The 13,581-nt window shown below is 73.3% G+C and carries 11 protein-coding genes; 7 read left to right on the top strand and 4 right to left on the bottom strand.

All coding sequences use genetic code 11. The features are described from left to right. Together ACIQVT_RS02780 and ACIQVT_RS02785 are read left to right on the top strand one after the other, a co-directional pair. Complete coding sequence (locus ACIQVT_RS02780; protein WP_403746371.1) at positions 1–1,338, top strand: MFS transporter; 1,338 nt, start codon at positions 1–3, stop codon at positions 1,336–1,338. A 34-nt stretch (positions 1,339–1,372) separates the two neighbouring features. Further along, on the top strand, positions 1,373–1,759 hold the full coding sequence (locus ACIQVT_RS02785) for a thiol-disulfide oxidoreductase DCC family protein (RefSeq protein ID WP_403746374.1): 387 nt from the start codon (positions 1,373–1,375) through the stop codon (positions 1,757–1,759). Positions 1,760–2,714: 955 nt separating this feature from the next. Here the strand turns inward: ACIQVT_RS02785 and yicI are convergent. After that, positions 2,715–4,991, bottom strand: a complete 2,277-nt coding sequence (gene yicI, locus ACIQVT_RS02790; protein ID WP_403746379.1) for an alpha-xylosidase — start codon at positions 4,989–4,991, stop codon at positions 2,715–2,717. A 384-nt stretch (positions 4,992–5,375) separates the two neighbouring features. On the opposite strand from yicI, the gene ACIQVT_RS02795 reads away from it, so the two are divergent. From ACIQVT_RS02795 to ACIQVT_RS02810, 4 genes are read left to right on the top strand one after another with little or no spacing between them, the layout of a single operon-like run. After that, positions 5,376–6,629, top strand: a complete 1,254-nt coding sequence (locus ACIQVT_RS02795; RefSeq protein WP_403746383.1) for an ABC transporter substrate-binding protein — start codon at positions 5,376–5,378, stop codon at positions 6,627–6,629. Positions 6,630–6,642: 13 nt separating this feature from the next. Continuing rightward, positions 6,643–7,581: a carbohydrate ABC transporter permease gene (locus ACIQVT_RS02800; protein WP_403746386.1), complete on the top strand. Its 939-nt coding sequence runs from the start codon at positions 6,643–6,645 to the stop codon at positions 7,579–7,581. 5 nt (positions 7,582–7,586) lie between these two features. Then, the gene (locus tag ACIQVT_RS02805; protein WP_403746389.1) at positions 7,587–8,414 is read left to right on the top strand and encodes a carbohydrate ABC transporter permease; all 828 of its coding nucleotides are present in this window, start codon (positions 7,587–7,589) and stop codon (positions 8,412–8,414) included. Positions 8,415–8,444: 30 nt separating this feature from the next. Further along, entirely contained in the window at positions 8,445–9,824 is a 1,380-nt protein-coding gene (locus ACIQVT_RS02810) for a GH1 family beta-glucosidase (protein WP_403746392.1), read from the top strand. 23 nt (positions 9,825–9,847) lie between these two features. On the opposite strand, the gene ACIQVT_RS02815 is transcribed toward ACIQVT_RS02810, so the two are convergent. From ACIQVT_RS02815 to ACIQVT_RS02825, 3 genes are all read right to left on the bottom strand, one after another. Continuing rightward, entirely contained in the window at positions 9,848–10,666 is an 819-nt protein-coding gene (locus tag ACIQVT_RS02815) for a GNAT family N-acetyltransferase (RefSeq protein WP_403746395.1), read from the bottom strand. Between the two features lie 138 nt (positions 10,667–10,804). After that, positions 10,805–11,746, bottom strand: a complete 942-nt coding sequence (locus ACIQVT_RS02820) for an SDR family oxidoreductase (protein ID WP_403746401.1) — start codon at positions 11,744–11,746, stop codon at positions 10,805–10,807. A 190-nt stretch (positions 11,747–11,936) separates the two neighbouring features. After that, a complete protein-coding gene (locus ACIQVT_RS02825) occupies positions 11,937–12,782 on the bottom strand; it encodes an SDR family NAD(P)-dependent oxidoreductase (RefSeq protein ID WP_403746406.1) in 846 nt (281 codons plus the stop codon). Positions 12,783–12,868: 86 nt separating this feature from the next. Between ACIQVT_RS02825 and ACIQVT_RS02830 the strand changes: the two genes are divergently transcribed. Then, on the top strand, positions 12,869–13,369 hold the full coding sequence (locus ACIQVT_RS02830) for a MarR family winged helix-turn-helix transcriptional regulator (RefSeq protein WP_403746409.1): 501 nt from the start codon (positions 12,869–12,871) through the stop codon (positions 13,367–13,369). The last annotated feature ends 212 nt before the right edge of the window (positions 13,370–13,581 follow it).

Raw genomic sequence — 13,581 nt, forward strand, 5'->3', positions numbered from 1 at the left:
ATGTCCCTCTCGCGTCCCTCGCCCGCCGCGCCGGCGCCGTCCCCGGCGGCGCGCCGCCTCATCCGCCTCAACAACGGGTTCCAGCTGCTGTTCAACCTGCTGTGGTGGATGCCCGTGTTCTACGCCTACCAGCGTGACGCGGGCCTGTCCGACGGGCAGATCTTCGGCATCCAGAGCATCTACTACATCGCGTTCTGCCTGTTCGAGATCCCGACCGGTCTCGTCGCCGACCGCATCGGCGCGCGCAACTGCCTGCGCGCGGGCGCGGTGGTGATGACGGCGGCGAACCTGGCGCCGGTGCTGGACCCCACGTACACCGGTTTCCTCGCGCACTTCCTCGCCATCGCGGCCGGGCGGTCCCTGACGTCGGGCGCGGCCAGCGCCTACCTGTACGACGGGCTGCGCGCCGAACGGGCGGAGGGCCACTACCTCAAGGCGGAGGGCACGGCGCGGGCTCTCGGACTCGCCGCCAAGGTCGTGTGCTGGCCGCTCGTCGGACCGCTGATGGCGCTGGCCCCGCAGACGCCGTACGTGCTGAGCGCGGCGTGCGCGGCGGGATCCCTGGGGTGCGCACTCGCCCTGCCGCGCCTCGCCGGGCAGGACACGGACACCCGTCCGCGCGGCCGGGAGCGGCGCGGCGGCGGGCTCCTGCGGGACACGGGCGCCGCCCTGCGCGTCCTGTGGTCGTCGCCGTGGCTGGCACTGCTCATGGTGCAGGGCGTCGCCGTGTTCACGCTGTCGCGGATCTGCCAGGTCAACCTGTTCCAGCCGGTGCTGCTGGCGCACGGCATCGGGGAGAGCACGCACGGCAGTGTCCTGGCGGCCATGACGGTCGCCGAGGCGGTGGCGTCGGCCCGTCCCCAGTGGCTGAGCCGCCGGCTGGCCCCGGCCGGCTGGGTGTCCGTGCTGAGCGTGGCCCTGGCCGCCGTGCTGGCGGGCACCGTCGTGGGCGGCCCGTGGACGGTGGTGGCGCTGCTGTGCGGGTTCGCCGCGATCACCGGGTTCGTCTACCCGGTGCAGCGCAAGCTCGTCAACGACGCCATCCCGGCGGACGCGCCGCGGGCCACGCTGCTGTCGGTGGAGAGCATCGTGGACCGCGGGGTGTGCGCGGCGGCCGCGGTGGCCGCCGGCGCCTGTCTGGCGGCGGGCCGGCTGGACGCGCTGCTCTGGTGGAGCGCCGCGATCACCTGTGTCGTCATTCCCGCGCTCCACCTGGGCCTGCGCCGGACCGGCCCCCGCGGCGCCCCGGCCGGTCCCGGTGGACGGGGAGCGGATGCCCCGGCACCGGACGAGCCCGTGTCCCTGCCCGTCGACGAGGGAGCGGCGCCCCGCTCCTGACCGGTCCGCTCCGGCGGTGCGGCACCCTGGAGGCATGCGGACACGACCTGTGCTGATCTACGACGGCGACTGCGGCTTCTGCACGGCTTCACTGACCCTCGCCCAGAAGTGGATCAGGCCTCGCTGCGAGGTGGTGGCCCAACAGCGAGCACCGCTGGAGGAATTGGGCGTCACCCCGCGGCGAGCGGCGTACGAGGCGCTGTGGGTCACCCCTGACGGCACCGTGTACGGCGGTGCCCAGGCCGTCGCCCGGCTGCTGTCGAGCGCGGGCGGTGGCTGGCACGTCCCGGGCGCGCTGCTGCGGCTGCCCCCGCTGCGCTGGATCGCCCACGGCCTCTACCGCCTCGTCGCCCACAACCGGCACCGGCTGCCCGGCGGCACAGCGGCCTGCGCCCTCCCGGCCACCCCCGGCCGCCGGTAGCCGGGCCCCCGGCACGGACCACCGGCCGAGCCCCGCGGCAGCGCCCGCGCATCCCACGCACCCGGACCCAGGGCGGCGGACGGCCGGCGGCTCCGCTCGGTGACCACCCCCGCCTCCGGGTGCGCCGCAGCCGAGCGAGCCGCTCGATGCCCGCGGCAAGCGCGGAGATACACCGGCCGGCGACACCGTGCAGGCCCCTCGACGGCCGGCCCGAGCGCGAGCAGTGGGCCCCGTCTCTACCGCCTCGTCACCACAACCGGCACGGCGGCCAGGGGCCCTCCCGGCCACCCCCGGCCGCCGGGCCCCGGCACGGACCACCAGCCGAGCCCCGCCCGTCGCACGCGCCCGGCCCGGTCTCGGACAGCCGGTGACTCACTCGAAACCCCCACCTCCGGGTGCGCCGCAGCCGAGCGAGCCGCTCGATGCCCGCGGCAAGCGCGGAGATACACCGGCCGGCGACACCGTGCAGGTCCTCGACGGTCGGTCCGCTACCGGCGGCCGCGGCCCCGCGACGCCGCCCGCGCGTCTCACGCGCCCGGACCTGGGGCGGCGGACGGCCGGCGGCTCCACTCGGTGACCCCCGCCTGCGGTGCGCCGCAGCCGTGCGCCGGACGGCGACACCGCGCAGGCCTCGACCGTCAGCCCGAGGACGAGCGGGCGGCCGGGAGGTGTGCCGGGGCCGGAGTGGGCGGACTCTGGTCGCCGGCCCGCGTGCCGCGGGCTCACGGTGGGGGACGGACGCGCCGTGGGGTCCTCCCCGGTGCCGCCGGTCCGCGACCGCCCCCCGACCTCGCACGCCGCGTCGGTAGCGCGCCGTGCCCTCCCCGGACCGGGGTGGTCCCACAGGGCGGGGGCAGGAACCCGGGCGCTGGTCCGTGAACCGGGCGATACGTTCGACCCCGTACGGCACGCGCCCGCGGCCGAGGGAACCGGTCCCGCTCCCGGTGCCGGGCGGTCACCGCAGGGGGACGGTCACCTCGCCCGTGCCCGCGGCGTGCGCGCCACCGGAGACGCGCACGGTGAAGGGCCGGTCGGTACCGTCCGCGGTGACGCGCAGGAGGCCGCCCTCGCGCCGGACGTGGAACCGCGCGGCCGGCGCCCCGGTCAGGTCGGGGACGCCGACCAGGTGGGCGTACTCGTCCGTGGCCGGGAGGTGGACGAGCAGGGTGGGGCCGTCCAGCCAGTCGCCGTCGGGCCGCCGGTCGTCGCCGGCCAGCGGCAGGACGGCGCCCTCACGGACGTAGAGCGGCAGGCTGTCGTAGTCGTGCCGTTCGGTGCGCCACGCCGGGCCGGTGACCCGCTCCCCGCTGAGCAGGTGGGTCCAGGTGCCCTCCGGCAGGTAGACCTCCACCTGACCGTCCTCGCTGAACACCGGGGCGACCAGGAGGTCCGGGCCGAGCATGTACTGGCGGTCGAGCGGGCGGCACGCCGGGTCGTGCGGGAACTCCAGGACCATGGGCCGCATCACGGGTACGCCGGTGTGGTGGGCCTCGGCGGCGGCGCCGTACAGGTAGGGCATGAGGCGGTGCTTGAGCAGGGTGAACCGTCGGGCCACGTCGACGGCGCCGGCACCGAACTCCCACGGCACGCGGTACGACGACGAGCCGTGCAGGCGGCTGTGGGAGGACAGCAGGCCGAAGGCCAGCCAGCGCTTGAAGACCGCCGGGTCCGGGGTGCCCTCGAAGCCCCCGATGTCGTGGCTCCAGAAGCCGAAGCCGCTCAGGGAGAGGGACAGGCCGCCCCTGAGCGACTCGGCCATGGCCTCGAAGGACGACCAGCAGTCGCCGCCCCAGTGCACCGGGTACTGCTGGCCGCCGGCGGTCGCCGAGCGGGCGAAGAGCACGGCCTCGCCCTGCCCGCGCTCCTTCTCCAGGAGCTCGAAGACGGTCCGGTTGTACAGGTGGGTGTAGTAGTTGTGCATGCGCTCCGGGTCGGAGCCGTCGTGCCAGACGACGTCGGTCGGGACGCGTTCGCCGAAGTCGGTCTTGAAGCAGTCCACGCCCTGGTCCAGCAGCGGTTTCAGCTTGGACCGGAACCAGGCGCGGGCGTCCGGGCTGGTGAAGTCGACCAGCGCCATGCCCGCCTGCCACAGGTCCCACTGCCACACGTCCCCGCCGGGCCGGCGCACGAGGTGGCCGAGTGCGGCGGCCTCCTCGAACAGCGGGGACTTCTGCGCGATGTACGGGTTGATCCAGGCGCTGACCCGCAGTCCCCTGGCCTTGAGCCGGGCGAGCATGCCCTCCGGGTCGGGGAAGACGTCGGGGTCCCAGGTGAAGTCGCACCACTGGTACTCGCGCATCCAGAAGCAGTCGAAGTGGAAGACCGACAGCGGGATGCCGCGCTCGGCCATGCCGTCGACGAACGACATCACCGTCGCCTCGTCGTAGTCCGTGGTGAAGGAGGTGGACAGCCACAGGCCGAAGGACCAGGCGGGCGGCAGGGCCGGGCGGCCGGTGAGGGCGGTGTAGCGGGTGAGGACCTCCTTGGGGGTGGGGCCGGCGACGACGTGGTACTCCACCGTCTGGTCCTCGACGCTGAACTGCACCTGCCCCACCGATTCGGAACCGACCTCGAAGGAGACCCTGCCGGGGTGGTTGACGAAGACGCCGTAGCCGCGTGAGGAGAGGTAGAACGGGATGTTCTTGTAGGCCTGTTCGCTGCTGGTGCCGCCGTCGGCCTGCCAGCTCTCCACGGTCTGGCCGTTCTTGACGAAAGGCGTGAAGCGTTCGCCGAGGCCGTAGACCTGCTCGCCGACACCGAGCGCGAGCTGGGCGAGGACGTGGTGGGCGCCGTCGCCGGTGGTGGCGAACGCGGTGCCCTTGCGGCCGGCCCGGGTCAGCTCGCGTCCGTCCGCGTCGTGGAAGGTCAGGGTCCAGGGAGCGGCCCGGTCCAGGCGCAGGGTCAGCGGGCCGCTGGTCAGCTCGGTGACGGTGCCGTCCTGCCGGACCTCGCCGGCACCGGTGCCGTCGGAGCCGGTGGCGAGGCCGAAGTCCGGTCCGGGGCGCGTCCCGCCGGCGTGGTGGGTGACGCGCACGCCGATGACGCCCTCGGCGGGTGAGAAGCAGTCGACGGTGAGGAGCGGCGCGTTGAGCGTGTCCCCTCTGCGCGTCACCTTCTGGGTGGCGGCATGTGCGGTGAAGCGCTTCGATTCGAGGCGTACATCGCGCACCTCGGTGGCATAGGCGATCTGCACGCCGTCGCGGACGCGCCAGAACCCGTTGGTGAACTTCATGGTCTTCCTCGGGGGGAGCAGGGCTGTTCGGCGGGGACTGCGGAGGCTGTCGCCCCGGCGGATGGATCGTACACAGGACGAGCGGGTCCGATGGGTGCTGCGCACCAGGAAAACCCGTCTCCAGCAGTGCTTTTTCGGGCATGCGCGGGAGCGGCGGCCGGGGCGGCGGAGGAAACGGAGTGGCGCACGGGGCTAGCGGGACGGCGGGGTTCTGACGTATTAGTCATCGCACCGAACAAAAGCACCGGCGGGGACGCCGGTGACGACCACAGCAAGGGCCACCGCATGCCGAAGCGATGTCGAAGCGCTTCAACGACGTCCGTCACCGTTTCCCCGGCGCCCGCTGACGCCCGTCCCTCCCCCTCCCACGCAAGGGCATCCACCGTGACAGCACCCCTACCGGCCCGCGCCCGCCGCGGACGCTCCCGCGGGGCCGTGACACCGCTCGCCGCCGTCTGCGCCCTGGTCGCCGGGGCGGCCCTGACCGGCTGCGGCCAGCACCGCGACGACGGCGTCTACACCGTGATGAACTCCTCGACCGACGAGAGCTACCACCGCTGGGACGCCGAGGCGATGACCCGTTGCGGCCGAAGGTTGGGCGTCACCATCGAGCAGCGGAGCGTCCCCGCCGCCCAGGTGATGACGAAGGCCCTGCGCATGGCGTCCTCCAGGTCGCTGCCCGACATCGTCCAGTTCGACGCCTCGGAGATGCCGACGTTCGCCGAGGCCGGTGGGCTGACCGACCTCAGGGCACTGGGCCTGCGCACCGACGGCGTCCCCCGGGGCATCGTCGACTTCGGCTCGTACGAGGGGACGTACTACGGCGCGGCCCGCTCGGTGAACACGCTCGCGCTGTTCTACGACAAGGACGCCCTCGCCGAGGCGGGGCTCGCCGTCCCGCGCACCTGGGCCGAGCTGCGCGCGACGGCGAGGAGGCTGACCCACGGCAAGCGGTACGGCCTGGTGCTCAGCGCGGGCGGCGCCGAGGACGGCGTCTTCCAGTTCACGCCGTTCATGTGGTCCAACGGCGGGGACGAGCGGCACCTCGACGGGCCGCGGGTCGTCGAGGCCCTGGACTTCTGGAAGACCCTGCTGGACGACGGCTCGCTGTCGAGGTCGACGGTCGGCTGGACGCAGGCGGACGTCAACGACCAGTTCATGGCGGGCAACGCGGCCATGATGATCAACGGTCCGTGGCAGGTGGAGACCTTGAACACCGACAAGTCGCTGCACTGGGGCCTCGCGCGGATCCCCGTGCCGAAGGCCGGGGACCGGTCGGTGGGCCCGCTCGGCGGTGCCGTCCTCACGGTCCCCGACACCGGGGACCGGACGCGGGAGCGGACGGCCGGGCGGATCGTCGCCTGTCTGTCCGGCGCCAAGGAGCAGCTGACGTACGCGCTCAACAGCTGGATGGTGCCGGCCGCCGAGAAGGCCGCCGCGGCCTGGCGCGAGCGGGTGCCCGAGCTGGACGCGCTCGCCGACCAGGTGGCCACGGCCCGCTCCCGCACGGCCGAGCTGGGCGCCGGCTGGCCGGGCGTGTCGCTCGCCCTCCAGAGCGCCTTCCAGTCCGCGCTCACCGGCGAGTCCAGCAAGGCCGCCCTGACACGCGCCCAGCAGCGGGCCACGAGCGGGAACTGAGGTACACGCGCACATGACCACGTCCACCGCCACCGTCCCGGCGTCCGGGGCGGCCGGCGCCCCGGGTCCCGGCGGGCCGCACCGGCGTCGCCTGGCACAGTGGGGGTTCGTCGCCCCCGCCGTCGTCTTCATGCTGCTGTTCTTCGGCTACCCGCTCGTCCGCAACGTCGTGATGAGCTTCCAGCACTACACGCCGCGGACGTTCTTCACCGGCGAGGCCCCCTTCGCCGGCTTCGACAACTGGTCGCACGTCCTGCGGGACGCGCTGTTCGGCAAGGCGTTGTGGCACACGCTCGTGTTCACCGCCGGGTCGCTGCTCGGGCAGTTCTGCGCCGGTCTCGCGCTCGCGGTGTTCTTCAGCCGCAGGTTCCCGCTGAACGGCGTGCTGCGGTCGCTGATCCTGCTGCCCTGGCTGGTGCCGATGGTGGTGTCCGGCATCGTGTGGCGGCGCATCCTCGACCAGGACACGGGCGTGCTGAACTCGTTCCTGGACACGCTCGGCGTCGGCGGCCACACCCCGTGGCTGACCAGCCCGCACCTGGCCCTGCTGTCGGTGATCCTGGTCAACATCTGGATCGGCATCCCGTTCAACATGGTCATCCTCTACGGCGGCCTCCAGGAGATCCCCCGGGAGTTGTACGAGGCGGCCGCGCTGGACGGCGCCTCGGCCTGGCGGACGTTCCGCTCCGTCACCCTGCCGGTGCTCAGGCCGGTGATCACCGTCGTCCTGGTCCTCGGCTTCATGTCCACGGTGAAGATCCTCGACCTGGTCCTCGCGCTCACCGAGGGCGGCCCGGCAGACGCCACCCAGACCCTGGGCACGCTGACCTACCAGAACTCGTTCGTGCGGCTGGACTTCGGGGCGGGCGCGGTCGTCGGCAACGTCCTCGTCCTCGTCTCCGCCGTGTTCGCGGTCATCTACCTGCGGGCCGGCCGCAACGAGGGGAAGTGACGGCCATGGCCTCCCGTACGTCCACGACGTCCCGGCGCCGCTGGGGTGCCACGCTCGCCGGTGTGCTCATCCTGTGCGTGATGCTCTTCCCGCTGTACTGGATGCTCGACACCGCGCTCCAGCCGGCCTCGGGACTGCTCCAGGCCGACCCGGTGCCCAGCCGCCTGGACCTGTCCGGCTTCTCCAAGGCCCTCGGTGACCAGGGCGGGCACCTGCTGACCTCGCTGGCCGTGTCACTCGGCGCGGTCGTGCTGTGTCTGGCGGTCTCCGCGCCGGCGGCGTACGGGCTGGCCCGGTTCGGACTGCGCGGCACCCGGACGATCGTGTTCGGCACCCTGATCACCCAGATGGTCCCGGGCATCGTCGTCGCCAACGCGCTGTACGACTCCTACGTCGAACTGGGCCTGGTCAACTCCTACTTCGGGCTGATGCTGGCGGACTCCTCGCTCGGCATCCCGTTCTCCATCGTGCTGATGCGGTCCTTCATGCTGTCGATCCCGGGCGAGGTGATCGAGGCGGCGCAGATGGACGGCGCCGGGCCGGTGCGGACGTTCGTGCGGGTGGTGCTGCCGATGAGCCGGAACGCGCTGATCACCTCGGGCCTGTTCGCGTTCCTGTTCGCGTGGAGCGACTTCATGTTCGCCCTGACCCTGAACACCACCGACGACGTCCAGCCGGTGACGCTGGGCATCTACCAGTACATCGGCGCGCACGTCGGCGACTGGGGCTCGGTGATGGCCGCGTCCGTCCTGTCGGCCGTACCGGCGGCCGTCCTCCTCGTCCTCGCCCAGAAGTACATCGCCGCCGGCATCACCGGCGGTTCGGTCAAGTGACCTGCACCCCATCGAGAACGGGCCACCGCCATGAGTGACTTCCCCTTGTTCCCGCCCGGTTTCGTCCTCGGCGCCGCGACCGCCTCGTACCAGATCGAGGGAGCGGTGCGGGAGGACGGTCGCGGTCCGTCGATCTGGGACACCTACAGCCACACCCCCGGACTGGTGGCCGGCGGCGACACCGGTGACGTGGCCTGCGACCACTACCACCGCTATCCGCGGGACGTGGCCCTGCTGCGGGAGCTGGGCGTGGGATCGTACCGGTTCTCGGTCGCCTGGCCGCGCGTCGTGCCGGACGGCACCGGCCCGGTGAACCCCAAGGGGCTGGACTTCTACTCCCGGCTGGTCGACGAGCTGCTCGCGGCCGGCATCGAACCGGCCGTCACGCTCTACCACTGGGACCTGCCGCAGGCGCTGGAGGACCGGGGCGGCTGGCGGGTGCGGGAGACGGCGGAACGGTTCGCCGAGTACACGGCCGTGGTCGCCGGGCACCTCGGGGACCGCGTGCCGCGCTGGATCACCCTGAACGAGCCGTGGTGCAGCGCCTTCCTCGGCTACTCCGTGGGCCGGCACGCCCCGGGCGCCCGGGAGGGCCGGGGCGCGCTGGCCGCCGCCCACCACCTGCTGGTCGGCCACGGCCTGGCCGTGCGGGCGCTGCGGGAGGCGGGCGTGCGCGAGGTGGGCGTCACGATCAACCTCGACCACAACCTGCCGGCCACCGGCTCGCCCGCCGACCTGGCGGCCGTCGTCCGCGCGGACACCCAGCACAACCTGGTGTGGACCGAACCGCTCCTCGCGGGCCGCTACCCCGCCACGGAGGAGGAGACCTGGGGGGAGTTGATCGCCGACCCGGACTTCCGGCTCGACGGCGACCTCGAACTGATAACCCAGCCGCTGGACTTCCTCGGCGTCAACTACTACCGGCCGATCGTCGTCGCCGACGCACCGCACCGCGAGGGCGACCCGGCACGGCGGGTGGCCACCGACAACCGGTACGAGGAGGTGCGGCTGCCGGGCGCGCGGCACACCGCGATGGACTGGCCGGTCGTCCCCGGCACCCTCACCGACCTGCTGGTGCGGCTGAAGGACCGGTACGGGGAGGCGCTGCCGCCGGTGTACCTCACGGAGAACGGTTCCGCGGAGGACGACGAGGTGGGTGCCGACGGAGCGGTGCACGACACGGACCGGGTGGCCTACCTGCGCGACCACCTCAGCGCGCTCCGGGAAGCGATGGACGCCGGCGTGGACGTCCGCGGCTACTACGTGTGGTCGCTGCTGGACAACTTCGAGTGGGCGTACGGCTACGGCAGGCGGTTCGGGATCGTCCGGGTCGACTACGCCACCCAGGCGCGCGTCCCGAAGGACAGCTACCACTGGTACCGGGCGATGATCGCCGCCCAGCCCGGCTGACGCGAGCGCCGGCGCGGTGGCCGTCAGGAGGGCGGGGCCGGCGTCCCGGCCAGGGCGTAGAAGTGGACGGGCGAGTTCGGCCGGAAGCCGATGCGGGGGTACACCGGGGCCCCGGCCGCCGTCGCGTGGAGGGTGGCGCGGGTCAGACCGGTGGCCCGGCCGCCCTCGTACAGTGCCTTGCGCGTCACGGCCTCGCCGTAGCCCCGGCGTTCCCACTCCGGGGCCGTGGCGACGAGCACGACGAACAGCCGGCCGTCCGCCTCCACCGTCGCCGCGCATGTCACCGGGACACCGTCGCGCAGCCCCAGGTAGGCGTGGATCCGGTTCTTCCACGCCGTCGACCCCCGAAGCCCGTCGCGGCCGTCCTCCAGGGTGAAGCCGTAGGCGCGTGCGTTCAGGTCGGCGTAGGCCAGGAGGTGTTCGTCCGTGTCCACGCGGACGAACACCAGCTCCGGGTGGGACGGTTCGGGGACGGGGAGGAGGTCCCCGGCCATGCCGGTGCCGGAGAAGGCGTACGCGAGGCCCGCCCGCTCGGCCGTCTCCCGCAGCCGTCCGCGCGCCCCGTCGTCGAGGAGGTCCTCGAAGAGCCACAGGAAGCCGGGGCGACTCTTGGTGCGCATGACGTCGACCGCCCGGTCCAGGCGGCGCGCGAGGAGCCCGGTGTCCGCGCCGATGTCCGTGAGGGTGACGCAGTTCCAGAAGGGGAACCGGCAGTCGGCCCAGCGGACGGCGACGCCCGGGAGGTCGCGCACATCGGCGTCCGGGTCGCGGTCGAGGACCAGCGCCCGCCAGACCAGGGAGAGTTGCTCCATCGATTCGACCGCTTCCGTACGATCCCTCATCGGTCCCCCGGGTGGTGGAGTCGGATCCGTCCGTCTTCCGGACACGCTACGTCAGCGGGCGACCGCGCCGGGTGGCCGCGCGCCCACCGGGGCACGTTCCAGGACATCGCCGTCCCGGGTGGAGCGGGGCGGGTGCGGCTATCCCCGCGGGCCGGAGCGCGGGTGCGCGGCGGAGGAGAAGGCGTCCCAGTCGGCGCGGCCCCCGGCACCCAGGACTCCGACCTCGTGGCCGAGTTCCGCGGTGGAGAGGGCCTTGAGTTCGCGCCGGGCGAGCCGGGCGACCAGGGGCGGGAAGAGCGGCCGCAGGGGCTGGCACCAGCGCAGCCACGGCGGGGCGTAGACGTGGTGGGCGCGGTGCAGGACACCGGCGGCGAGCCAGTCGGCCACCTGGTCGGGGGTGTGCACCCGGCGGGCGAACCAGGGCTGGTTCTGGCGCAGGGCACGCAGGACGGGATGGTCGTCGATGCCGCTGATCATGTCGGTGCCGGTCCAGTGGAGGTAGGCGATGCCGACGGCGACACCGTCGGGTTCGACCTCGCCGCGCAGGGCCTGGGCGAAGGATTCCACGCCGGCCTTGGAGGCGCAGTACGCGCTCATCATGGGCGCGGAGCCGAAGGCGGCGGTGGAGGCGATCTGGAGGAAGTAGCCGCGTGTCCGGGCGAGTTGCGGCAGGAAGGAGCGGGCGGTGTTCGCGGCGCCGACCAGGTTGACGTCGATGACCCGCTGCCACAGGTCGGCTTCCGTGCGGCTGAACGGTCCGCCCGCGGCGATGCCCGCGTTGGCCACCAGGACGCTGGCCGGGCCGAGCCGTTCGGCGACCTGCCGGGCGGCGGCGTCGAGCGCGGCGCGGTCGGTGACGTCCGCCTCGACGCAGATGCTCGGTGCGGTCAGGGCCGCGGCGGCCTGACGCAGGGTCTCCGCCTCACGGCCCAGCAGGGCCACCTTCATACCGGTGGCGGACAGGCGCCGGGCGAGCGCCTCACCGATCCCCCGGGCCGCCCCGGTGACGACGGCGACGCGCCCCGCCAGTGGTGTGCCGTGGGCGGAGGGCCGCCCGCCGGTGCCCGCGATGTCGCGCATTCGATCCTCGTGTCCGTAGGCCACCGGCGGTGGCGTTCTCTACCGCACTACCCGGAATGCGCGGATCTGCTCTCCGCCATGCGGAGTGACCGGGCGCGCCCCGCGTGCCGCCGGCGATGACGGGCGACCCGACGAGCGCGGGGCCGGTCGGGGTCGGGGCCTCGGCCGGCCGGGCACTCCGCGGGGTCGGTCAGGCGATCCAGGTGGCGGTGAGCTCCTGGACCGCGGAACCGTCGGTGTCGGCCAGCTTGGTGCCGACGAAGGAGCGGGCCCAGTCGGAGGTCTGGATCCGGAAAGCCGGCCGGTCGGCGTGGAGGGCCTCCATAACCGCCTCCGCCGCCGCGGCCGGGGTCTGGGCGTTGCCGTCCTTGAACTGCTCGGTGGTGCGGTCGATGTAGCGGCGCAGGGCGCCGGAGTACGGGCCGGCGGCCATGTCGGCGCCGAGGTCGATGCCGATGTTGTTCACGAACTCGGTGGCCACCGCGCCGGGTTCCACGACGGACACGCTCACGCCCAGCGTCCGCGTGACGGGGGCCAGGCTCTCCATGTAGCCCTCGACGGCGAACTTGGCGGCGCAGTACGCCTCGTTGAACGGCTGACCGACGACTCCGCCGACGCTGGTGACGGTGACCAGACGGCCACCGGTGGCGCGCAGGTGGGGCAGGGCGGCCCTGGAGACGTTCAGGACGCCGAAGAAGTTGACCTCCATCACGTCGCGGACGTCGTCCACCGTGTCGGTCTCCAGGGTGCCCAGGTGGCCGGCGCCCGCGTTGTTGACGACGGCGTCGAGGCGGCCGTGGTCGGCGATCACGCCGTCGACGGCGGCGGTGACGGAGTCCGCGTCGGTCACGTCGAGCTGCCGGATGTCGAGCGTGACACCGGCGTCCGCGGCGGCCCGGCGCAGCGCGTCGGCGCGGGTGGTGTCACGGAGGGTGGCGACCGTGCGCCAGCCCGCCTTCGCGGTGGCGACGGCGGCGGCGAGGCCGATGCCGGAGGAGGTACCGGTGATGAGGACGGTGCGGGGCGTGGTGGTCATGGTGAGGCCTTCCCTGAGGATTATGTGCGTGCACACACAACATAACTATATGTGTGTGCGCACGCAACTCGCCTATACTCGGTGCCATGCCGAAGAAGCTGTCGCAGGCCGAGATGCCCGCCGCGGACCACGCGTTCTACGGGCTCGTCTGGGCGGGCACCGTGATGACCGAGCACGTCGACCGGGCCCTGGTCAGAGCGCACGACCTCCCCGTCTCCTGGTTCGAGGTGATGCTGTGGCTGGCGTCCAGCCCGGAGCCCGTGCCGGCCTCCGTCCTCGGCAACAGCACCATGCTCAGCCGCAGCCAGGTCTCCCGGGTCGTGGACGCCCTCCAGGGGCGCGGCCTGGTGGACCGGACTCCGTCGGCGCGCGACGCGCGGTCGGTCGAGGTCTCGCTCACCACCGAGGGCCGCCGGGTCTTCGAGCAGGCGGACGCCACCCGCAGGGAGGCCCTGGCGCCGGTGTTCACCGACCTCCTCGACGAGCGGGACATCGAGGCCCTCGGCACGGTGTGGCGCAAGCTCAAGGCGCAGAAGGACAAGCTCGGACAGGAGCCGGCCACCCGGCCCGCGCGGCCGCGCCGGTGACCCAGCCGGTGACCCGCGGGCGGACGCCGCCCGCGGGCCACGGCTCCGGACCGCTCCACCGGTACCACCCGCCCGCATCAGATGGACCCCGCTCCACCGCCGCGACCGCGCGACGGTGGTTTTTTCATGCCCCGAGGCCTTTGCGACCGTTCGCCGTTGCACGGCGTGCGGCTGCCGGTCACAGAGTGGTTGAGACCTCTTGTGGGCACGTC

The organism is Streptomyces sp. NPDC100445, assembly GCF_044759735.1.
Classification (GTDB): Bacteria; Actinomycetota; Actinomycetes; order Streptomycetales; family Streptomycetaceae; genus Streptomyces.